Origin of the sequence: Proteus sp. FZP2095 (assembly GCF_023701425.1) — a bacterium.
Lineage (GTDB): Bacteria > Pseudomonadota > Gammaproteobacteria > Enterobacterales > Enterobacteriaceae > Proteus > Proteus cibarius.
Map to the genome: position 1 here is coordinate 146,695 of NZ_JAMQBJ010000003.1, position 19,865 is coordinate 166,559.

Here is a 19,865-nt window from a genome sequence, read left to right on the forward strand (position 1 = left end):
GCTTACTGTTTTCTTATCGATACAAACAAATAGCCCCCGCAAAAGCGAGGGCTAAATAGAGTCTTAGATATTTACGCCGTGTTGTGCTGCTAACGCACCTAAACCACCCGCAAAACCTTGACCAACTGCTTTGAATTTCCACTCTGCGCCATGGCGATATAACTCACCAAAGATCATTGCGGTTTCTGTTGATGCATCTTCAGAAAGATCAAAGCGTGCAATTTCAGTATTATTGTCGTTATTATAAACGCGCATAAAACTGTTGCTGACCATACCAAAGTTTTGTTTACGGTTTTCTGCATCATAAATAGTGACTGCGAATACCAGTTTTTTCACTTCAGCAGGGACTTTTGATAAGGTGATTTTTACTTGCTCATCATCACCATCGCCTTCCCCAGTACGGTTATCTCCTTGGTGTTCAACGCTTGCGCATTGACTCACTTTATTATTAAAGAAGATAAAACTTGCGTCTGAAAGTACTTTTCCATCTTCACCTACCATGAACACTGACGCATCTAAATCAAACTCTGCGCCATCAGTCACGCGGGCATCCCATCCTAGACCAACCATAGCAACCGACATTGTTGGTGCTTCTTTAGTCAGAGAAACATTACCACCTTTAACGAGGGAAACTGCCATATCAAAGCTCCTACTTTATTGAATAAACTGGCAATCACATCTTATAACTGCCAGCGTTTAGTGTCTTACAAATCGACTATCAAGAGGCATTAATACCGTATTGAGCACAAACAGAACCCAAACCACCTGCATAACCCTGACCAACAGCACGGAATTTCCACTCCGCGTTATGGCGATATAGTTCACCAAATAACATTGCTGTTTCTGTTGATGCATCTTCAGTTAAGTCATAACGAGCAACTTCAATTTGGTTGTCATCATTAACTAAACGAATAAATGCACCTGATACCTGGCCAAAGCTTTGGCGACGAGCTTGCGCATCATGGATAGTCACAACGAAGATAACCTTATCGACATCATTCGGGATCATGTCTAATTTGATTTTCAGCGCTTCATCATCACCATCGCCTTCACCGGTACGGTTGTCACCAGTGTGAACAACAGAACCATCAGCAGATCTTAAGTTATTATAAAAAATGAAATCGGCATCGCTACGCACTTTTCCATTTGCAGCTAACAGAAATACAGACGCATCTAAGTCAAAATCTTGACCATCTGTAGAACGGGCATCCCAACCAAGTCCGACAAGGACGTTTTTCATCGTTGGGGCTGCTTTGCTCAGAGAGACATTACCACCTTTAGAAAGAGAAACGCTCATTTTATAACCTCTTTAGTTTTGTTTTTAATATTCTGATTTCTCAAGAATATTTATTAATTTGTCTTACCTTCATCATCTTTTTTCTCTGGGAATACAAAACTTGCGATAATACCCAGAGCAAGAACACCTAGCACAACAAATAGGCTAGTTGTCGCGGAGATGCTGTATCCATGTTGCCAGATATGATCTGTTGCATTTAAACCCAGTTTTGCAGCAATAAAGAACAACAACACAATAACCGCTTTTTCAAGGTAAATCAGATACTGTTTTAACGCTTCTAACACGAAGTAAAGCGTACGTAAGCCTAAGATTGCGAACATCATTGCACTATAAACAATAAGGGGTTCACGGCTTACTGCGATAATAGCGGGAACCGAGTCGAAAGCAAACATCACATCGGAAAGCTCTACAACCGCCACACACAGCATAAGTGGTGTTGCATATAACGCCGCTTTTGTACCACGACCGATAGTAATTTCTTTGTTTTCTGGTTTTGCTAGTTCAGCATCGACTTCTTTTTGTGTTAATACGAAAGCGTGCCCTGTGATTTTTGGCCATATAGGGAAAAATCGTTTAACTAAGCGATAAGCAAGATGTTGTGAATAGTCTTCAATCTCTTCACTATCATCACCGCTTTTCAGCATCATAACTGCCGTCCAAGCAACGATTAAGGCAAATACAATCTCAACATATGGTCCTAAACTTAACAGTCCTGTACCGATGGCAACAAAGATCCCACGGAAAACGATGGCCCCGATGATACCCCAATAAAGAACGCGGTGGCGGAAGCGGTCAGGTACAGCAAACCAAGAGAAAATCGCCATCATGACAAACAAGTTATCAACGGAAAGCACTTTCTCTAAGGCATAACCTGTTACGAATAAGCTCGCAACTTCTGCACCATGATGAATATAAAGGAATCCTGCAAATGCCATTGCAATGGCAACCCAGAATATAGACCAAAATATGGCATTCTTTAACGTTATCGGCTTATCTGCACGATGCATAAATAAGTCGATAAAAATAGCGCCAATCGCAAGTACTACAAAGACAATGACAGTTTCTGTCGGAAAACCAATATGTGTGGATACCATAATAATTCCTGAACGGTTCCCTATAAATTAATTACAAACCAAATTCTGCGGGCTCAAAGCCTAATGCAATGGCAATAGCACGCACCGCTTCTTTTTCATCATTGTCAAAATCACCATCACTTTTCGCAACAGCAATACCGACACGAATAGCTAATTGCGCAGCTTCTGGCTGATCTTTCATTGCCAGAATATACTTCATGGTTTCGCCTTTACCGACTTCGGTATCAAACTCGAAACTCAGGATTAGCTTATTAAAGAATTCGATAACTTCAGAAGTATCAAATACTTTAAGTTCATCCGATGCTTTTAAAAAACCAAGCATCTTCTGTTTTTCTTCAGAACTTACACCGTCACTAGCAATGGCGATACGTGCACAAATCGCAACAGTACCTTGCATAAATTTTTTATTTTTAAAGCGACCAACTTGCTTGGCTAACTCAGAACGGCCTGTATTAAAACCTTCTTTTAATTTGTTAAAAAAACTCATGTTATTTTTCCTTATATCAATTTGATCACTTAGAGCCCGCTGTCCAGCGAAACCCCCACCCGTACGCATTATCCATATCACGGTGGCCTTTAAAAAACTCATTGAGACGTTCAACTTTTATTGATCCGTTCTCATTAACGAGTCGGGCAATCGCACACATGCCACGACCATTATTACCATCAGTTAAGCGTGTTTCGATAGGTGGTTGATCTGGCACATGAATAGTGACCACACCATCAGTCTTGCTCCAATTCGGCACACCTTCATAAATAAACGCGAAAATCAGTACTTGCTTGATATTTTTCCATTCACGCCCATTCACAAAGATCCATTCACCACCAGCAACATCACCGGTGCGATCATCGCCTTGTAATTCAACATAAGGAATACGATTAAAATCGCCAAACCCGTTTCCTAATGCCTGAATAACAGATTTATGCCCTTGTTGAAGTTCGACGAATGCACCAATATCTAAGTCGATACCTTTATTGCCACCGAACAATCCACCTAATAACCCAGAGCCCCCGCTTTTGCTTTCACGATGCCAATCAAGGTTGATTCGAATTTTACCGAAGTCATCTTTCTTCGTGAGGCTGATCGCTGGTTTCTCTTTGGTTAAAGAGACCTTACTCAAGTTCACCGAACTTGGCGCTGGCGTTGGAGCTGGCGCCGGTTTCGGTGTTGGTGCTGGTGCTGGCGTTGGAGCAGGATCTGCAATATCAACACCAAAATGTTCAGCAAGTGGTTTTAAACCGCCGTTAAATCCTTGAGCAATAAAACGGAACTTCCAACTACCATTACGACGATACAATTCACCTAAAATTAATGCTGCTTCTGGACGACCGTTAATATCAACATTACCGTTCGCTACAACTTCGTTATTAGCATCAACTTGAATCGATAATCGTTGTAAATTTGCAATTGTTTGCTGGCCATCACAGGTTGCCGTAAACGCAATTTTTTCAACATCTGGACGTAAACGGGTTAAATCTATGGTAAATGATGTGCTGTTACCTGTCGTGGCATAAATAACAGTACGATCATCACTTGCAGTTTGCCCATAAAACACCATATCGGAGTCGCCATTCACTTTACCTGACGCATAAAGTCTAAAAGCAGAAACATCAACAGGTGCACCTGATTGAATTCTAACGATTAATGTTTGATTAGGAACAGGTAAGTTCCCACCTGGAGTCATATTCATTTATCGCACCACCGTAGCCACAATATCAGGCATCATGTCGTTAATAACACGACCTTTACAAGGCGCACCAAACGCAGTGAAATCCCATTGACCATGATTACGTTGCAAAGAAGCAATCACGATACCTGTATGAGAGCCTTGCTCTGTTAAGGTATAACGGACTAACTCTTTGTTAGTTGTTTTATCAACAACACGGCAGAATGCGTTTTCAACTTCATTAAATGTTTGTCCACGGAAACTATTTACTGTGAATACCAAATATTCAACATTTGTCGGTAAACGATCTAAATCAACGAAAATTGTTTCATCATCGCCATCACCGTCACCTGTTAAGTTATCACCAGAGTGAATAACTGACTGACAACTTGATTTTAATTTTCTAAACCAAATGGTATCGATTTGATTGCCACTTGCGTCAAGCAATACGCAACTTGCATCTAAATCAATAGAACCACCACCACCAAAAAGACCGCCTAATAATCCTTTTTTCTTAATCGGATCCCAGCCCAAACCAAACATTAAATGGCTCAGTGTAGGTGCTTGTTTACTGAGAGAAACTGTTTGATTCTTGCTTAATGAAACCATAATTAAATTCCTTCAGAGGTAGAGTGAAACAATAACGCCATTTGTGATTAAATCCATATCATGAAAATCATCATATCATGATGAAGTACATGAGCAAGACTATTTTTCTCACTTAAACTTAAAGTTTTGTCAATTAATTGATATTAATGATGTTTTTATTGTAATAAATGTTAAAAGCACAAGAAAACAATAATAATAATGTAATTAATCACTCGATTTTAAAATTAACTTAAATAAATCATATTATGATTGACACTGTTCTTCGAAATCTTCATGATTATAGGCATCAAACCCTACACTTTTATTTCACGGTATACAGCGTAATGAATAACACAATTTGGTTTATGGAAGGTTTATCATCACAACGCGATATAATTCAAAGTGTTAAAGACTTTGCAAAACAGCAGCACCAAGAGATCTTTGTGCTTGCATCTCATCGTCATACTCGAAATGAGATTTTATCGCTTGCTGATGGGGCTTTTTATGAACCTCTTGAAGAGACATTACGCTTAAAATTTATCGCTGATGTTATAAAACAGCATCAAGTGAGTGTCATTCACACGGGCCGTAATAGCGCATGGTTTGAATTACATCGCCAAGAAATTGAGTCGTTGGGGGTCAAATTAACAACCGGAGCCACACAACTTGAACAGCTTCAGTTAGCTGATAATAAAGTCGCCTTTGCACAAGCAATGGAACAATGTGGACTTCCCACGGTACCTTCTATTTACATTGAATCGATCGATGACTTAAAAGAGCATATAAAAGAGCCTCCTTTTGGTGAAACTCCTTTATGTATCAAACCTGTAAAAGGGATTTATGGCATGGGTTTTTGGCGTTTTGATAATCAAGTTTCGCCGATGGCACTGTTTAATCACCCAGAAAATCGCCAAGTCAATCCTCAACAATATCTTGATGCATTAAAAGCGGTTGAACGTTTTGAACCTTTAGTCTTAATGCCTTATTTACCGGGTCCAGAATACTCTGTGGATATGGTGGTTGAGCAAGGTAATGTTATTGCCGCTGTTGCTCGACGCAAAGAGGGTGCAATACAGCATTTGGAAATTTCAGGTGAGGCTTATGAATTAGGTAAAGCGTGCGCAACAGCGATGAAAGCCGATGGGCTTGTGAATGTGCAGACTCGAAATAATCATCAAGGTCGCCCGCTCTTACTTGAAATTAATATGCGCCCTTCTGGTGGTATTGGTTATACCCAACATTGTGGAATTAACCTTGCAGGTATTTTTGCTTTACGCCAATTAGGATTAATGAGTATTGAAGAGGCTCAAGCCCAAAATAACCATTTTACACCAACAAAAATACGCTCAATCACCGATTCTATTGTTTTCAATTCAACGTTAACAAACTTAATCAGTACGGATAATAATTAATAATGAAAAATAGTATGAGTGACTCATCCGTTTATCGTCGCCCTCTTTCTTGTGGCACATTAAGTGTGACGCCAAATTGCCCTATTGAGTTACTTGATGAATTATTTGATATTGCAGAAAGACGCAATCCTAAGCGTGCATTTTTATTTGTCAGTAAAGTATTGGGGCGTCATATTCCTGTTTCACCGAAAAAAATGCGTGAAACCTATCAAAAGCTTGCCGGTCAATTTCCTGACTCACTTGAAGGCCCTATTCTGTTTATTGGTATGGCAGAAACCGCAGTCGGTTTAGGTGCTGGCGTTTTTGATGAAGTGAGAAATCGCTATCAAAAAGCCATTTATTTAACATCAACACGTCATCCTGTTGATCAGGGTGAATTGCTGTGTGAATTTAAAGAAAATCACAGCCACGCGACCGATCACTTACTCTATTTGCCTAAAACAACAGAGCAACGCCAGTGGGTACAACAAGCAAAAACGGTTGTATTAATTGATGATGAAGCCACTACGGGTAATACCTTTATTAACCTGCTTTCAGCACTACGTGAAGAAGGCGGATTAACCCATATTGAGCAGGTTATCGCTGTAACCTTGACTGATTGGAGTGGTGATTCTATTGCTGAGCGCTCCCCATTACCGATTAAGACTCTCTCTTTAGTTCAAGGGAAATGGCAATGGGATGCCGATCCGAATGCGCCTTTACCTGTTATGCCTAATGTTAATATTACTGCATCCGGGCAAGTTGCGATCACCGGTAAACAGAGCTGGGGTCGATTAGGGATGACAACACCGGCAAGCGATCTAGGCTTATCCATCAATGCTTCTTTGGGTGAAAAGATCCTTGTTTTAGGATCAGGAGAATTTGTCTGGGAACCGTTCTTACTCGCTGAACGTCTTGAAAAACAAGGTGCTATCGTAAAATATAGCTCGACAACCCGTTCACCTATTTCAACTAATTTTGCTATTCAATCAGCGATTACATTTACTGATAATTATGGTTTAGGTATTCCTAACTTCGTCTATAACGTGGCTCATCAACAATTTGATCGCATTTTGCTTTGTTGTGAAACACCAGCCGAAAGTATTGACCAACAACTGATTGAAGCCCTCAATAAAGTTGCCCCTATTGTTGAGGTAATCAGTTATGACTAAGCCTGTTATTTTAACTGATCTCGACGACACCTTATTTCAAACGCGCCGTAAAATGGTCGATGAGTTAGCGCTAGAACCCTATAAAACCGGTGCGCTCGACAGAAGCTTAGAACCCCGTAGCTTTATGACTCAAGAGCAAGCCATGCTTGTCGATTGGATGTTAGAGCACGCAGATTTAATTCCAGTTACTGCGCGCGGAACGGAAGAAATAAGCAGAGTCACCATTGCGTTTCATTCTTGGGCGATCACCACACATGGTGCAGTGATCTTAACGCCTGAAGGTAATGCAGATACACAATGGCAAAACCATATCATTCAAAGTTTATCGCCTTATACACAGCGTTTGCTGACGCTACAACAATCAGTTACACAATTGATGGCACAGAGAAATATTGATGGTTGGGCACGTATTAATTATGAATATGGTGATTTGCCTATTTATTTAGTCATGAAGCATAACGATAGCACTCGCTTAGACGAGCTATACGCCATAGGTGATGAAATAGAAAAAACATTTTCAACCGACGGTTTTTATATTCATCGCAACAGCAACAATATTGCTTGGTTACCCGAGCCTATCGAAAAAGGCAAAGCTGTCACCTATTTGCTCAATAAATTAAAAGCTGAGCGAGGTGTTTTCCCTGTGATTGGACTTGGTGACAGCCTTAGTGATCATCGCTTTATGAAATTATGCAGTTGGTATGGGCTTCCTCGCCAAAGCCAATTTGCAGATGCGATTAACACAAAAATTTTTGGAGAATAAACATGATGGATCATAAGCCATTTTCTGGCTCTTATGTATCAGGTGATGTCGATTTCCTACTTCAACCGGTGAATATAGAAATGACACCCGTTGAGTTAAAAGAAGAGCTGATACAGTCGGGTAAACTCCACTATTCTGACATGCTAAGCCAAGAGCCAGAGCCAACAACGTGGCATTTAGATCTCTTTGAAAAAGCACTGGAAACAGGAGCAACACGTTTAGCAACTGAAGTCATCATGTTGGCTAAATCACTGATTGAACGCTTTGGTGATACCCCAATAATCCTAACAAGCCTGGTTCGTGCAGGTGTTCCTTTAGGCGTCATGTTGCAACAAACATTGCGTAAAATGGGAAAAAACTCTTATCACTACGGTATTAGTATTATTCGAGATAGAGGTATTGATAGTGAAGCTCTTTCATGGATAGAACAACGCCATGGTACAGAAGGTATTGTTTTTGTTGATGGATGGACAGGAAAAGGCGCTATTACAGGTGAACTTATTCGTTCATTATCAGGACGAAAAGGTTATCCACCTCAACCTCGTCTTGTCGTCCTTGCTGATCCTTGTGGCTGTGCATGGTTAAGTGCCAGCGATGAAGATTGGCTTATCCCTTTTGGGATCATGGGTGCACCTGTTTCAGGATTAATTTCACGTTCAATTTGGACTGAAAAAGGCTTTCACGGTTTTGTGGATTGCCAACATTTAAAACAGTATGAATGCAGTCGTTACCTTGTTGATACTGTTGGAAAAGTCGTTGATGCATTAATTGATAACGATATTCCACTCGCCACATTTAAAGAACAACAATCAGACTTAAAAAAGCTGAGCGAAAACGTCGTTAGTTCACTTGCAAACAAATATGATATTTCAAATATCAATCGTATAAAACCCGGTATTGCTGAAGCCACACGCGCTGTTTTACGCCGTGTACCTGACCATGTTCTTGTAAGAGAAATAACCGATCCTGATGTTGCGTTACTGGTTTATCTTGCGCAGGAAAAAAATATTGCTGTTATTGAGGCAGGGCAAGCGCTTGGTCAATATCGTGCAGTGACTATCATTAAAAAGGTGAAATAATGATTGAACGATTATCCCCGTGGAATTTAGGGGCAACGCTTTATATGCCTGCAACACGAACAGATATCGCAACAACAATCATCAACCAGAAAATTGAAAGGTTACGCTCTTTAATTATCTGTTTAGAAGATGCCGTGAGTGATGCCGATATTCCTGTTGCGTTAGAAAATTTGGCCACGTTATTAAATACCTTAGCAGAACACAAAAAAAACAGTGATTGTAGCCATTGGCCACTACTGTTTATTCGCCCTCGTCACACTGAAATGGGTCAATGGATCACTGAAAACCTTGATGTCAGTGCTATCGATGGTCTTGTTTTGCCTAAATTCACGCAAGCTTCTCTGCCAATTTGGTGGAATATTATTGAAAATACGCATTTATGTATGATGCCAACACTTGAAACAGAAGAAGTGTTTGATGTTATTCAAATGACAGAGCTTGCAAACCATCTATTAACTCACCCTTGCCATAATAGAATTATCGCATTACGTATTGGTGGCAATGATTTAATGAATGTTATTTCTCTTAGACGTAATCGCCAATTAACACTTTATGATGGCCCAATGGGTTACGTGATAAAAATGTTGGTTGCTGTCTTTGGTGCTCGCCAGTTCGCCCTTACTGCGCCTGTTTGTGAGCATATTGATGATCATCATATTATGGATAAAGAGCTGGCACTTGATATTGCCAATGGCCTTGTTGGTAAAACGGCAATTCATCCAAAGCAAATTCATAAAATTGAACAAGCACTCATGGTGCCTCAATCTGATCATTCAGATGCGTTGCGTATTTTAAATTCAACACAAGCCGTCTTTAAATCACAAGGTGCAATGTGTGAACCGGCAACACATCGTCGTTGGGCATTAAGTATTTTAACTAGAGCTAAAATTTATGGCATTATTCCTAACCAACAAAATAATGCTCAACGTTTTAACGCAACATAAAATACTTTATAACGGGCAGTAATCTCTATGAGATAAAATAATTATCTTATATTGATATCGATTTATAAGTGTCTAGTTAAAGCATGTTATCTTTAACTAGAACTTATAAGAGTAACGCAAACTTTTTATTTAAAAAAAAGTATATATTTTTTATTTCAATTATTAATTTATACTACATTTAATAGGAAGCTTATTTTATTTATCCTTGTCAACAAAGAACAAGAATAATAGAAATGATTGCTGAATATTTTAACACACGAATGACATAATAAGTGGTAACTAAGCATGCAATTAAGCACTCGACAGGTCAGAGTCTTTACACTGGCAACCCTTTTAAGCTCAGGAAAAAAGGTTCCAACCATTAAGATTATTTCCGCTCTTGAATGCTCAGAGCCTACGTTAACGCGCGTTTTAAAAGAGATAAGAGATTCTTATGGCGCTGAAATAAAGTACAGCAAAGCTTCTCGCGCATATCAAATGACTGAACGAGGTCAACTCGATAGTAAAGCATTACGCCGTATGCGTGAGGCATTATCTGCCAGTGAAGATCTTCGCCACAATGGAATGACAAGCCGAGTTTATCTCGATAAAGATAAGAAAAAATCAGTTTCACTTTCATTAAAAATGTCGGCATTACGTAAGATTGATAGATTATCTTATTTAAAGAATTCCACACGCAGTGAAGCTGTTGAATTATTAGTTGATCACTATATTGAAAATTTAATTCAATCAACACTTGCTGAAATAGCCGAGAAAGAAAAAGAAAAAAAGAATTAAAAATAGATAATAAAAAGTGACTTGATACTTCGGTATCAAGTTATTTTTCATAAGGCAATAAAAATGAAAAATATATATATAAAAACCTATTTAATAAATTTAATTTATATATTAAATATTAATCTTATTCTATTTTAAATTACGTTAAAAATAGAATTCACCAATACGCTAACATTTTGAATTAATTATTTTTTCATAATTTTTATTGTTTTTAATTAAATAGTATTTATACCTAGTCATTATAAGTCAATCATTTAGCATCATTCTTATTGTGATGGCATAATAAAAAATATTTTCTTTAATAAAATTAAATCACTTAGCCACTCAATTTAAGAGTGAAAGACAGCTTAATTACTCTTTTATTTTACTTTTCAAATTATCTTTATTCAGATTAATAATATTGGACAATCATCACTGCGTTTTTTCCCTAATTTAATTAAACTAAGCATTATCTCAATTAAACACCTTCATGAGTCGGTTAGTATATTAATCGCTTATTTCTATCTCACTCACAGGATAAATGCATGAGAAGATTGCCAGTTTACCTTTTACTTGATACATCAGGTTCTATGTATGGAGAACCTATTGCAGCAGTAAAAAATGGCGTTGAAATGCTCTTATCAACACTACGCCAAGATCCTTACGCATTAGAAACTGCTTATATTTCTATCATCACCTTTGATTCAACCGCACAACAGATTGTGCCACTCACTGATTTAATTAATTTTAAAGTACCTGATTTAGTCGCAAGTGGAACAACTGCATTAGGTTCAGCGCTAACTTTAGTTTCTAGTCGTATTGAAAAAGAAGTACAAAAAACCACAGCTGAAACAAAAGGCGATTGGCGCCCATTAGTTTTTGTGATGACAGATGGCGCCCCCACAGACGATTGGAAAAAAGGCGTTGAGAAATTTAAAGCGGCACGCACGGGTGTTGTTATTGCGTGTGCGGCAGGACGAGCAGCACAAACTGATGTGCTCAAAAATATCACCGAAATTGTATTACAGCTAGATACTGCGGACTCTAACACCATTAAGTCATTCTTTAAGTGGGTTTCAGCCAGTATTTCTGTCGGTAGTCAAAAGGTCGATTTAACAAAGAAAGATATTAGTGATCTTGATGACTTACCACCGCCACCTCCTGAGGTTAACGTTGTACTTTAAATAAAAAAGGAATGAATATGTCTGTTAGTTTAAAAAAAGGACAAGGTGTTAGTTTAAAGAAAAATGAATATGACCTTTCCTCTGTCACTATCGGTTTAGGCTGGGATATCAATGAAGAAAAACGCGGATTTCTTGGTGGGCTTTTTGGTAAAAAAAGTGAAGAATACGATTTAGATGTTATCGCCTTTTTATGTGGCGAAAACGGTAAAGTTAACGATTTGGGACAAATTGAAGGCGGGCAACCTTCCCTCGTCAATGGCGATATTATTTTCTTTAATAGCTTACAACACAAATCTGGACAGATTTGGTTAACGGGTGATAACCGAACCGGCGCAGGCGATGGAGACGATGAGCAGATCATCGTGAAATTAAACACTCTTGATCCTAAATTTACCAAAATTGTCTTTATTGTTCAGATTTACAATGGTCGAGAGCTACAACAACACTTCGGTAAAGTACAAAACGCCTTTATCCGCGCTGTTGATGCCCAAAATATCGAAATGGCTCGTTTTGATTTATCTGGAGGTGAAGCCTTCAACAACCAACGTTCAATGCTGTTTGCTGAATTAGTCAGAGAAGAAAATGGCTGGAAACTTAACGCCATTGGCGAGCCTTCAAGTTCAGATAGCTTCATTTCTTACTTAAAGGACTTCACCTAATGAGAAGACTTCCCGTTTACCTATTAATTGATACTTCAGGATCAATGAGAGGTGAATCTATTCATGCAGTTAACGTAGGGATACAAACAATGCTTAATGCATTGAGACAAGATCCTTACGCATTAGAAAGTGTGCATATCTCCATCATTACCTATGATAATGAGGCACGCGAATTTATCCCATTAACCGCATTAGAAGATTTCCAATTCTCTGATATCACTGTGCCGAGTTCTGGCGGTACTTTTACGGGTGCAGCGCTGGAGTGTTTAATCAAGTGTGTCGATCGTGATATTAAACGCTCTGATGGTGACCAAAAAGGTGACTGGCGTCCCCTCGTCTTTTTAATGACTGATGGCACACCTTCAGATGCTTACGCCTATGGTGAAGCGATTAAAGAAGTGAAAAAACGTTCATTTGGTTCGATCATCGCTTGTGCTGTTGGCCCGAAAGCCAAACACGATCACCTTAAAGAACTCACATCTCAAGTAGTGGCTTTAGAAACGCTAGACTCCAATGCCTTCTCTGGCTTCTTTAAATGGGTTTCTGCCAGTGTTGCATCCGGCAGTTCAAGTGCAGGCGTGAATACGGATAAAGATACCCTACCGCCACCACCTCCTGAAATCCAACTGGTACTGTGATCCGCAAAAGCAAAGCGCTTCAAAAGGCTTTGCTTTTATTTTATTCAGGCTTTGGTTTATTCATCACAATACATAACAGCCACAATAAAGTGATAAGGTGCAACAATGAGAAGGCTACCCATTTTCTTTGTTTTAGATTGTTCAGAATCGATGATTGGTGAAAACCTAAAAAAGATGAATGACGGTCTAACCACTATTATTAGCGATCTACGGCGTGATCCACACGCCCTTGAAACTGCTTATGTTTCTATTATCGCCTTTGCTGGTGTTGCAAAAACGATTGTTCCACTCACTGAAGTCGTCTCTTTTTACCCACCACAACTACCATTAGGAGGAGGCACTTCATTAGGCAGTGCATTACGAGAACTTTCTCACCAAATCGACACTCAAGTAAGAAAAACCACGCTTGAGCAAAAAGGCGATTGGAAGCCTGTCGTTTACCTTTTAACAGATGGCAGGCCTACCGATGATTACGCACAAGAGATCAAGCGCTGGAAAGATCACTACGCCAACAAAGTTAACTTAATTGCGATTGGATTAGGCTTAAGTGCAGACTTACATGTACTGTCGCAATTAACTGAAAATGTACTGTTATTTACCGAAGCACAAGAAGGCGATTTTACTCGTTTTATTAAATGGATAACGATGTCAGTGGTTTCTCATAGCCGAAGTGTTGGCGAAGAGCCACCACCACTTTTAAGTCAAACAGAGCATATTGTTCGTCTTGCAAAAGATGATGTCGCGCGTGCTTATGATGAATCTTGTGTCACTTTTGTCGGTCGTTGTAGCCACACACGCTCACCTTATTTAATGAAATATGAACGGCCTCCCATGAAAGCTTCAGGGCTGGATTTTAATCTTAATCTTAATGGCTTTAACTTAACGGGTTGCTACACCTTAAATGAAGATTACTTTGCATGGAGTGATCTCAGCGCCACCGCATATCAAGTTAATACCAGTGAACTTCATGGCACTCCAGGTTGTCCTTATTGTGGCAATGCCACTGCTTTTGCCGTTTGCCAATGTGGCAAATTGCTCTGTGTAAATGGCCCTGAAACCGTTATTTGCCCTTGGTGTGATAACAACATCACCTTTGGGGATAACAGCAATCAATCTGACTTTGATGTCACACGAGGTAAAGGCTAATGGATAAAAAAGCCCTACTCACAAAACTGATTATTGATGACACACTGACACAACAGCGTATTCCTGTACATGAAGAGTTGGTTATTGCGCTGTATGAAGATATGGAAATCGCTCAACATATTGATTTTATTATTGATAGAATCAAAACAAAAACAGCAGAAAAAATAACAACGCAAGACAAAGCACAACCTATTCTTCTGTTATTACCACCAGCCCGCGATTTAGCCTCTGAAGAAACATCGTTGCCAGAAGAGAGCCTATTAAAACCGGGACAAATTCCAACACACTCATCGCCAATGCCAACAGAAAAACCGATTATTCAACGTCCTACGGCAAAAATTACCCTCTCTAATGCCAAAGTAGGTACCGCATTTAACTCCACGCTCAATATCGAGCTAGATACCCTCGAAATTGCCGAAATTGAAGCGGTTAATTTCCCTGAAGCACTTGGAATAAGTTTTGATCCTGAAAGTCGTTGCTTAGTAGGTATGCCAACAAAAAGTGGCAATTTCACATTGGTTGTCCATTGGTCTGTTAATAGCACTCGCTATCACAATGACGTCTTATTAATCATCAATCCTGATCCCCGTAGCTTATGGCAAATCAACGAGCCTCCCGCAGACAGCCCTTATCCCAAAGCACATATAGATAGCAAACTTATTCTTGAAGAAGATATTCGTATTGCAGGTGCTAGCCGTCGCGGTCGCTCTCATGAACATGCAGGCACATTCCGTGATGATGATTTTTATATTCACCACGATGAGCAAAGCCAGTGGAATATTTTAATTGTCGCAGATGGTGCGGGTAGTGCACGCTATTCTCGTGAAGGTTCACGCATTGCTATCAATACCGTAAGCCACTATTTAAAATCACAGCTAAGTGAGGGGAATGAAGCGTTTAAACCTCATCTTGAAGCCATCCATCAATGGAATGACAATAATGCCATTAATAAAGTAGGAAACTTCTTTGCTCAACTCTTTCGTAATGCAGCACAATTGGCAGTTAATAACCTCAAAAACGAAGCCATTCATATTAATGAACCGGTAAAATCTTTTTCGACTACGTTATTAGCCACGGTTTCTTTGCGTATCAATGATGAGTTATTTGCTGCCTCATTTTGGATGGGAGATGGTGCAATTGCGGCTTATGGACCCGCCGGAAAAGTGCGCATTTTAGGTATTCCTGATAGTGGTGAATATGCAGGACAAACCCGTTTTCTTGATGATAGTGCACTCAACGATGCTGAGTTTAATCGACGCATTATTATTGGTAAGTGGAAAGAAATTTCACATCTTATTTTAATGACGGACGGGGTGTCTGATCCTGTATTTGAAACAGATAATGGCTTACAAGATCCCAATAAATGGGCTGCACTCATTGATGAAATATCGCCTTGTTTAGCTTCTCCTGAAAATGCAGATAAAGCATTGGCTGAATGGCTGAATTTCTTTTCAGCAGGCAATCACGATGACCGCACTCTGGTTGTGGCCTGGTAATCATAAAAGAGAGAATGGGTGAATTTCATGTCAAAGATCATTACCTGTACAACGCAAAGTGGAAAAACAGTTCAGTACGTCAATGAAATTATTGGCTCTGGCTCAATGAAAGATGTCTATTTTTCCCCTGACCGAAGCTATGTTGTTGCCTTCTATAAAACAAAACAGAATGCACAAGCCAAAGAGAGAATCGATATGATCACAGGCTCTTATCGACATAATATCTTTGAGCAAAGTGGCGGAGAATATTGGAAAAACCTATTTTGTTGGCCAACAGATGTTGTCGAACATCAAGGCAAAATTGGTATTGTTGTTCCGACTTATCAATCCCATTTTTTCTTTAAATATGGTTCTAAAAATAATGACTTTTTGGCGATAAAAGGTCGAGAAAAAGAAGGTAAATGGTTTGCAAGTGCCAACAACCAAAATAAATTTCTCGATCCTCGCGAAAGAGGCAATCTATTAAATTATCTGAAAGTTTGTTTATTGCTCTCTCGAGCCGTTCGCCGAATGCATGCAGCAGGCTTATGCCATAGTGATTTAAGCTATAAAAACGTCCTTATTGATCCTGAGCAAGGTCATGCTTGTGTCATTGATATTGATGGTTTAGTGGTTCCCGGTAAATACCCACCTGATGTTGTGGGAACACCTGATTTTATTGCACCAGAAGTGGTAAAAACCAGTCATTTACCGAAAGAAGATCCTAACCGTATCTTGCCAAGCATTACGACCGATAGACACGCGCTCGCCGTATTAATCTATATGTATCTGTTTTATCGTCATCCATTACGTGGCGGCAAAATTCACGATCTTGATGATGAAATGCGTGATGAAACACTGTCTATGGGTGAAAAAGCGCTGTTTATTGAGCATCCAACCGATCGTAGTAATGCGGTCAAATTGAATCAGGTAAAACCGTCATCTCTCCCTTGGGCAGATCCTGAAAAAATCCCATACACGATTATGGGGCCGTACCTAACGCCTCTTTTTGAAAGAGCCTTTATTACAGGGTTACACGATCCTTCACAACGCCCTACCGCAGATGAATGGGAAACCGCTTTAGTCAAAACGGTAGACTTAGTTCAACCTTGTCAGAACAAAGATTGTGAACAGCAATGGTATGTTTTTTCAGGAAAGACTCAGCCTGTTTGTCCTTATTGTCATACACCATATAAAGGGCAATTGCCGATTTTAAATCTCTACTCTTCACGTAAAGCTGGTAGTTTTAGACCCGACGATCACCGCTTAATGGTTTGGAGTAATCAATCACTGTTTCCTTGGCATGTTAATCGTCTTATTGCACCTAATGAACGCACCACTGATGAACAGAAAAAGCGTGTAGGTTATTTTGTTTATCACAATTCAACATGGTGGCTTGTTAATGAGCGTATTGATGGATTAATGGTATTGCCAGAGAAAAAGCAGATAGCAATTGGCGATAAAATTGCGTTAACCGATGGATTGCAATTTGTGTTATCGACAGAAGAAGGTGGGCGACTGGTTGTGGTGCAACTAGTGTCAAATTAATAAAGTAAGAGAATAATCCGTTTAATTTATTGGCGGGTTATTCTCTTTTTTTATGGTATTAAATTTAATCTTGAGCTCCAAGCTTAAATTCTATAACTAAATTTAAATCTTTTGCTGGTTTTCCTGTTTCATAGCGCCATTGTTCCATAGCATGAATAAGTGACAAACCAAAAACATCCACTAAAGGGGAATCTAACAGCCTAATATTTTGTACATGCCCATTTTCATCAACATCAAATTTCGCCTTTAATCCACCTTCAATGCCTTGAGTAGCCGCTTTTACAGGATAAGTAGGTAATGGATGTGATAAATTCTTAGGATAATTTTTAACCGTAAGATTTGACTCTTTTATTTCACTTTCAGTCATTTTCTCTGGTTCATCGGCTAATTTTGTTTTCAATAACAAATTAGATTGAGCATCCGGCTGTATTGATTGAGTAGCACATCCATTTAGTAAAATGGTGCTACAAAATAAACTTAAAATAGCTAATTTTATTTTCATTTTTCGTTTCTAAAATAAGATTAAGTATTAAAACACAATAACACATATCATAATCATTTCTATTCTCAGATCTATGTTTAGTTAAGAAAAACTGTGCAATTAATCCTATTTTTGCCATTTTATTTAAATCCAAGTCAGATCACATATTTACCTCTCACTCCTTCCATTTCGCGCTAACGTTCAATATTGGATATCAAGATCCCAGTTTATTAAGCCTCATTATTTACAATACCCCACAGTGATAATTGGAGGCATAAATGAAAACTAAAAATAAAATCAATGTGCTAGAACTTATTTCGCCAGAGATGAAGCAAGTTATGCAATTTTATGCAGATAATCCGCAACCTGCGCCAGAAAATGATGATTATCCATCAATGCGTCTTGCTTATAATCAAGATAGGCGTTATTGGAATGCGGATGCACCAGAGATGTTTAGCATACAAGATATTTCGGTGAGTACTTCTTATGGAAGTGTATTAACGCGTCTTTATAAACCCAAACAAAAAACACCCGCGACACTCTATTATCTGCATGGCGGTGGGTTTATTTTAGGAAATTTAGATACTCACGATCGCATTATGCGACTGCTTGCCTGCTATACCGGTTGTGCCGTTATTGGTATTGACTATTCATTGTCACCCGAAGCTCGCTATCCCCAAGCTATCGATGAATCGGCACAGGTTTGTCAGTATTATCATCAAAATGCAAAACACTATGATATCAATACACAATATATTGGTTTTGCGGGTGATTCTGCGGGTGCAATGTTATCTCTTGCTACTGTATTGTGGCTACGCGATAAACAAATTCACTGTGGAAATATCAGTGCTGTTTTGCTTTGGTATGGATTATATGGATTACGCGATTCCACCAGCCGTCGCCTTTATGGGGGAGAATGGGATGGATTGCGCCAGCAAGATCTAGAAGAATATGATAATGCATATCTAACCGCACTTGGCAGTCGCGATGCACCTTATTATTGCTTATTTAATAACGATTTAACACAAGATATTCCGCCTTGCTTTATCGCCAGTGCACAATATGACCCACTTATTGATGATAGTGTGACACTATTTAAAACCTTAGAAACCCATCAATTAGCCTGTGAATATAAAATGTATCCAGGCACATTACATGCCTTTTTACACTACTCACGTATGATGAAAGTGGCTGATGACGCCATTCGAGATGGCGCTCACTACTTTGTCAAACAACTCGCTTTGTAAAACGTCAGCCTATTAAAACTCAAGGTTTCGAATAAAACGATAATCCGCAGACGCTTCTTTGAGTCGATACAGACTTGCAGGGCGTCCTCTTTCTGCGCGTTTTTCTCCAGTATCAATTAATAAATCGGCTTGTTCGATGCGTCGTCTAAATGATTTTTTCTGGATCTCTTTCCCAATCAAAATTTCATGAACATGCTGTAACTCTGGCAAGGTAAACTCTTCAGGTAATGCAAATCCGGGAACAATCGAATAGAGTGATTTTTGCTTTAATCGCTCTCTTGCTTGAACAATTAATTCATGGTGATCAAACGCTAAGCTCTGTTGTGCAATCTCATCAATAGGACACCACATCACCGAATCCACGGTATCTATATGCGCTTCACAGGCTTGATGTGCAATCAACGCGGTATAACAAACCGTCACCGACCAACCTCTTACATCACGCTGGCTATTTCCCACTGAACAGAGTTGCTCAATATAAGGGGGGATCACGCCCGTTTTCTCTTTTAATTTTCTTAGCACCGTATCTTCAAGGCATTTATCTTGCACTTCGTCGACAAATCCACCGGGTAAACCCCATTTTCCTTTTTCAGGATGCTCTCCTCTTTTCACCAACAACACTTTTAACTGCTCTTCATGGTAAGTAAATAGTACGGAATCAACAGTGATCAGGGGTGATAGGAAATCACGACGGTTATAACTGGCTAAAAAATCTTGTTCATTCATGGCGTAAGTT

21 protein-coding genes are annotated in these 19,865 nt (G+C 39.3%); 13 read left to right on the plus strand and 8 right to left on the minus strand.

Annotated features, from left to right (window positions below):
• Positions 1 to 63: 63 nt before the first annotated feature.
• From NBG71_RS13505 to NBG71_RS13530, 6 genes are all read right to left on the minus strand, one after another.
• Positions 64 to 639 (minus strand): TerD family protein, encoded by a 576-nt coding sequence (locus NBG71_RS13505; protein WP_075672883.1) that lies wholly within the window; start codon positions 637 to 639, stop codon positions 64 to 66.
• Between the two features lie 79 nt (positions 640 to 718).
• The gene (locus NBG71_RS13510; RefSeq protein ID WP_072070083.1) at positions 719 to 1,297 is read right to left on the minus strand and encodes a TerD family protein; all 579 of its coding nucleotides are present in this window, start codon (positions 1,295 to 1,297) and stop codon (positions 719 to 721) included.
• 53 nt (positions 1,298 to 1,350) lie between these two features.
• A complete protein-coding gene (locus NBG71_RS13515) occupies positions 1,351 to 2,391 on the minus strand; it encodes a TerC/Alx family metal homeostasis membrane protein (protein WP_075672881.1) in 1,041 nt (346 codons plus the stop codon).
• 31 nt (positions 2,392 to 2,422) lie between these two features.
• Complete coding sequence (locus tag NBG71_RS13520; protein ID WP_075672880.1) at positions 2,423 to 2,878, minus strand: tellurite resistance TerB family protein; 456 nt, start codon at positions 2,876 to 2,878, stop codon at positions 2,423 to 2,425.
• Between the two features lie 25 nt (positions 2,879 to 2,903).
• Entirely contained in the window at positions 2,904 to 4,082 is a 1,179-nt protein-coding gene (locus tag NBG71_RS13525) for a TerD family protein (protein ID WP_250916926.1), read from the minus strand.
• A complete protein-coding gene (locus tag NBG71_RS13530) occupies positions 4,083 to 4,667 on the minus strand; it encodes a TerD family protein (protein WP_072064329.1) in 585 nt (194 codons plus the stop codon). It abuts the gene before it with no gap.
• A gap of 323 nt (positions 4,668 to 4,990) precedes the next feature.
• On the opposite strand from NBG71_RS13530, the gene NBG71_RS13535 reads away from it, so the two are divergent.
• From NBG71_RS13535 to NBG71_RS13590, 12 genes are all read left to right on the plus strand, one after another.
• Positions 4,991 to 6,058 carry an ATP-grasp domain-containing protein gene (locus NBG71_RS13535; protein WP_109419697.1) on the plus strand — a complete coding sequence of 356 codons (1,068 nt, stop codon included), beginning with the start codon at positions 4,991 to 4,993 and terminating at the stop codon, positions 6,056 to 6,058.
• A gap of 2 nt (positions 6,059 to 6,060) precedes the next feature.
• Entirely contained in the window at positions 6,061 to 7,209 is a 1,149-nt protein-coding gene (locus tag NBG71_RS13540) for a phosphoribosyltransferase domain-containing protein (RefSeq protein WP_425355733.1), read from the plus strand.
• Positions 7,202 to 7,972, plus strand: coding sequence for an HAD family hydrolase (locus NBG71_RS13545; protein ID WP_250916927.1), 771 nt, complete (start codon positions 7,202 to 7,204; stop codon positions 7,970 to 7,972). Before NBG71_RS13540 ends, NBG71_RS13545 begins: the two co-directional genes overlap by 8 nt.
• Before the next feature lie 2 nt (positions 7,973 to 7,974).
• Positions 7,975 to 9,051 carry a cysteine protease StiP family protein gene (locus tag NBG71_RS13550; RefSeq protein WP_099660225.1) on the plus strand — a complete coding sequence of 359 codons (1,077 nt, stop codon included), beginning with the start codon at positions 7,975 to 7,977 and terminating at the stop codon, positions 9,049 to 9,051.
• Positions 9,051 to 9,995: an HpcH/HpaI aldolase/citrate lyase family protein gene (locus tag NBG71_RS13555; protein ID WP_250916928.1), complete on the plus strand. Its 945-nt coding sequence runs from the start codon at positions 9,051 to 9,053 to the stop codon at positions 9,993 to 9,995. Before NBG71_RS13550 ends, NBG71_RS13555 begins: the two co-directional genes overlap by 1 nt.
• Positions 9,996 to 10,280: 285 nt before the next feature.
• Positions 10,281 to 10,772, plus strand: coding sequence for a tellurium resistance protein TerW (locus tag NBG71_RS13560; RefSeq protein ID WP_075672873.1), 492 nt, complete (start codon positions 10,281 to 10,283; stop codon positions 10,770 to 10,772).
• 524 nt (positions 10,773 to 11,296) lie between these two features.
• Positions 11,297 to 11,935 carry a vWA domain-containing protein gene (locus NBG71_RS13565; protein ID WP_075672660.1) on the plus strand — a complete coding sequence of 213 codons (639 nt, stop codon included), beginning with the start codon at positions 11,297 to 11,299 and terminating at the stop codon, positions 11,933 to 11,935.
• A gap of 17 nt (positions 11,936 to 11,952) precedes the next feature.
• Positions 11,953 to 12,594 (plus strand): TerD family protein, encoded by a 642-nt coding sequence (locus tag NBG71_RS13570; protein ID WP_075672661.1) that lies wholly within the window; start codon positions 11,953 to 11,955, stop codon positions 12,592 to 12,594.
• Positions 12,594 to 13,232, plus strand: a complete 639-nt coding sequence (locus tag NBG71_RS13575) for a vWA domain-containing protein (protein WP_075672662.1) — start codon at positions 12,594 to 12,596, stop codon at positions 13,230 to 13,232. Before NBG71_RS13570 ends, NBG71_RS13575 begins: the two co-directional genes overlap by 1 nt.
• Before the next feature lie 105 nt (positions 13,233 to 13,337).
• A complete protein-coding gene (locus NBG71_RS13580; RefSeq protein WP_075672663.1) occupies positions 13,338 to 14,378 on the plus strand; it encodes a TerY-C metal binding domain-containing protein in 1,041 nt (346 codons plus the stop codon).
• Positions 14,378 to 15,874 carry a PP2C family serine/threonine-protein phosphatase gene (locus NBG71_RS13585; protein WP_075672664.1) on the plus strand — a complete coding sequence of 499 codons (1,497 nt, stop codon included), beginning with the start codon at positions 14,378 to 14,380 and terminating at the stop codon, positions 15,872 to 15,874. The genes NBG71_RS13580 and NBG71_RS13585 overlap by 1 nt, the downstream gene beginning before the upstream one ends.
• Positions 15,875 to 15,901: 27 nt before the next feature.
• Positions 15,902 to 17,401, plus strand: a complete 1,500-nt coding sequence (locus NBG71_RS13590; protein ID WP_250916929.1) for a helix-hairpin-helix domain-containing protein — start codon at positions 15,902 to 15,904, stop codon at positions 17,399 to 17,401.
• A gap of 64 nt (positions 17,402 to 17,465) precedes the next feature.
• Here the strand turns inward: NBG71_RS13590 and NBG71_RS13595 are convergent, their stop codons facing one another.
• Positions 17,466 to 17,903, minus strand: coding sequence for a TonB family protein (locus NBG71_RS13595; protein WP_250916930.1), 438 nt, complete (start codon positions 17,901 to 17,903; stop codon positions 17,466 to 17,468).
• A 257-nt stretch (positions 17,904 to 18,160) separates the two neighbouring features.
• Between NBG71_RS13595 and aes the strand changes: the two genes are divergently transcribed.
• Complete coding sequence (aes, locus tag NBG71_RS13600) at positions 18,161 to 19,129, plus strand: acetyl esterase (protein ID WP_075672667.1); 969 nt, start codon at positions 18,161 to 18,163, stop codon at positions 19,127 to 19,129.
• 12 nt (positions 19,130 to 19,141) lie between these two features.
• Here the strand turns inward: aes and NBG71_RS13605 are convergent, their stop codons facing one another.
• Positions 19,142 to 19,855 carry an NUDIX hydrolase gene (locus NBG71_RS13605; protein ID WP_075672716.1) on the minus strand — a complete coding sequence of 238 codons (714 nt, stop codon included), beginning with the start codon at positions 19,853 to 19,855 and terminating at the stop codon, positions 19,142 to 19,144.
• Positions 19,856 to 19,865 lie beyond the last annotated feature (10 nt).

Bases quoted from the DNA above. Each gene is read 5' to 3' on its own strand.
- NBG71_RS13550 (WP_099660225.1), top strand. From the start codon at position 7,975: ATGATGGATCATAAGCCATTTTCTGGCTCTTATGTATCAGGTGATGTC.
- NBG71_RS13590 (WP_250916929.1), top strand. From the start codon at position 15,902: ATGTCAAAGATCATTACCTGTACAACGCAAAGTGGAAAAACAGTTCAG.
- NBG71_RS13560 (WP_075672873.1), top strand. From the start codon at position 10,281: ATGCAATTAAGCACTCGACAGGTCAGAGTCTTTACACTGGCAACCCTT.
- NBG71_RS13580 (WP_075672663.1), top strand. From the start codon at position 13,338: ATGAGAAGGCTACCCATTTTCTTTGTTTTAGATTGTTCAGAATCGATG.
- NBG71_RS13520 (WP_075672880.1), bottom strand. From the start codon at position 2,878: ATGAGTTTTTTTAACAAATTAAAAGAAGGTTTTAATACAGGCCGTTCT.
- NBG71_RS13525 (WP_250916926.1), bottom strand. From the start codon at position 4,082: ATGAATATGACTCCAGGTGGGAACTTACCTGTTCCTAATCAAACATTA.
- NBG71_RS13575 (WP_075672662.1), top strand. From the start codon at position 12,594: ATGAGAAGACTTCCCGTTTACCTATTAATTGATACTTCAGGATCAATG.
- NBG71_RS13540 (WP_425355733.1), top strand. From the start codon at position 6,061: ATGAAAAATAGTATGAGTGACTCATCCGTTTATCGTCGCCCTCTTTCT.
- NBG71_RS13515 (WP_075672881.1), bottom strand. From the start codon at position 2,391: ATGGTATCCACACATATTGGTTTTCCGACAGAAACTGTCATTGTCTTT.
- aes (WP_075672667.1), top strand. From the start codon at position 18,161: ATGAAAACTAAAAATAAAATCAATGTGCTAGAACTTATTTCGCCAGAG.
- NBG71_RS13510 (WP_072070083.1), bottom strand. From the start codon at position 1,297: ATGAGCGTTTCTCTTTCTAAAGGTGGTAATGTCTCTCTGAGCAAAGCA.
- NBG71_RS13605 (WP_075672716.1), bottom strand. From the start codon at position 19,855: ATGAATGAACAAGATTTTTTAGCCAGTTATAACCGTCGTGATTTCCTA.
- NBG71_RS13565 (WP_075672660.1), top strand. From the start codon at position 11,297: ATGAGAAGATTGCCAGTTTACCTTTTACTTGATACATCAGGTTCTATG.
- NBG71_RS13595 (WP_250916930.1), bottom strand. From the start codon at position 17,903: ATGAAAATAAAATTAGCTATTTTAAGTTTATTTTGTAGCACCATTTTA.
- NBG71_RS13585 (WP_075672664.1), top strand. From the start codon at position 14,378: ATGGATAAAAAAGCCCTACTCACAAAACTGATTATTGATGACACACTG.
- NBG71_RS13570 (WP_075672661.1), top strand. From the start codon at position 11,953: ATGTCTGTTAGTTTAAAAAAAGGACAAGGTGTTAGTTTAAAGAAAAAT.
- NBG71_RS13505 (WP_075672883.1), bottom strand. From the start codon at position 639: ATGGCAGTTTCCCTCGTTAAAGGTGGTAATGTTTCTCTGACTAAAGAA.
- NBG71_RS13530 (WP_072064329.1), bottom strand. From the start codon at position 4,667: ATGGTTTCATTAAGCAAGAATCAAACAGTTTCTCTCAGTAAACAAGCA.
- NBG71_RS13555 (WP_250916928.1), top strand. From the start codon at position 9,051: ATGATTGAACGATTATCCCCGTGGAATTTAGGGGCAACGCTTTATATG.
- NBG71_RS13545 (WP_250916927.1), top strand. From the start codon at position 7,202: ATGACTAAGCCTGTTATTTTAACTGATCTCGACGACACCTTATTTCAA.
- NBG71_RS13535 (WP_109419697.1), top strand. From the start codon at position 4,991: ATGAATAACACAATTTGGTTTATGGAAGGTTTATCATCACAACGCGAT.